At 72.8% G+C, this 1059-nt stretch carries 2 protein-coding genes; one reads left to right on the plus strand and one right to left on the minus strand.

Annotated elements, in window-relative coordinates; translation table 11 throughout:
- A partial coding sequence (locus tag ABZ641_RS39170; RefSeq protein ID WP_359989505.1) for an Hsp20/alpha crystallin family protein occupies positions 1-357 on the minus strand: 357 nt, incomplete at its 3' end.
- A gap of 109 nt (positions 358-466) precedes the next feature.
- On the opposite strand from ABZ641_RS39170, the gene ABZ641_RS39175 reads away from it, so the two are divergent.
- Positions 467-1059: HSP18 transcriptional regulator (locus ABZ641_RS39175; protein WP_359989507.1), on the plus strand; the 593-nt coding region annotated here is incomplete at its 3' end.

Here is a 1059-nt window from a genome sequence, read left to right on the forward strand (position 1 = left end):
CTTCAGCGTCAGCACGCCGGCGTCGTAGTCGGCGCTGATCCCGGCGGGGTCGAGGGTGTCGGAGAGCATGACCTGTCGGGAGAACACACCGAGCGGACGCTCGGACAGCTCCCACTTCACGTCCTCGCCCTGGTGGCGCGGGCGGCGCTCGGCCTTCACGGTGAGCATGTTCCGCTCGACGTCGATGTCGATCGCCTCCGGGTCCACCCCCGGCAGGTCGAAACAGATCACGTACTCGTCGCCCACACGGCAGGCGTCCAGCGGCATCGGGGCCGGCCGCGACCAGGTGCCGTTCGTGCCCAGGAACTGCTGGGTCAGACGGTCCAGCTCGCGGAACGGGTCAGTGCGCATCAGCATCGCGAAACACCTCCACTGATCGATGGGTGCCAGTGCGCTTCACCTGAATCTGTTCTAACATGTCATCCATCCGATGACAAACACCTGAGTCGCCGAAGGAGTGACACGGATGGGTAGACGGCCCGGCCCGCCCGCCACCGGCGGCGGCGGCGAACCGACGGGACCGGCGTCGTTCCTCGCCGCCGCCGCCGCGCTCGCCGCCATCGAGGACGCCGTCCGCACCGCCCAGAACCCCGGTCCCCCCGCAGGGCCCGGCCCCGGCGCACCGGACGAGGGACCGCAGCCCGCCCTGGCCGCGCTGGTACTGCTGCGTGAACTGCGCACCGAACTCGCCGGCTGGGAAGCAGGCCTGGTGGAGACCGCCCGCGCCGGCGGAGCCACCTGGGCCGACCTCGCCCGGCCCATGGGCGTCGCCAGCCGCCAGGCCGCCGAGAACCGCTACCTGCGCCTGCGCCCCAGCACGAGAGCCGGCGCCACCGAGGTGACAGGCGCCGAACGCGTCAAGGCGGTACGCGACCGCCGGGCCGCCGACCGCGCCGTCACCGCCTGGGCCCGGGACAACGCCGCCGACCTGCGCGTACTTGCCGCCCAGGTCATCGCGGCACCCGGCCTCCCGCCCACAGCCCGCCCGGCGCTGACCGCACTCACCACCGCCCTCGCCGCACCCGACCCGGCCGACCTGATAGCGCCCCTCACCGACAT

It is taken from the genome of Kitasatospora sp. NPDC007106, assembly GCF_040634455.1.
GTDB lineage: Bacteria > Actinomycetota > Actinomycetes > Streptomycetales > Streptomycetaceae > Kitasatospora > Kitasatospora arboriphila.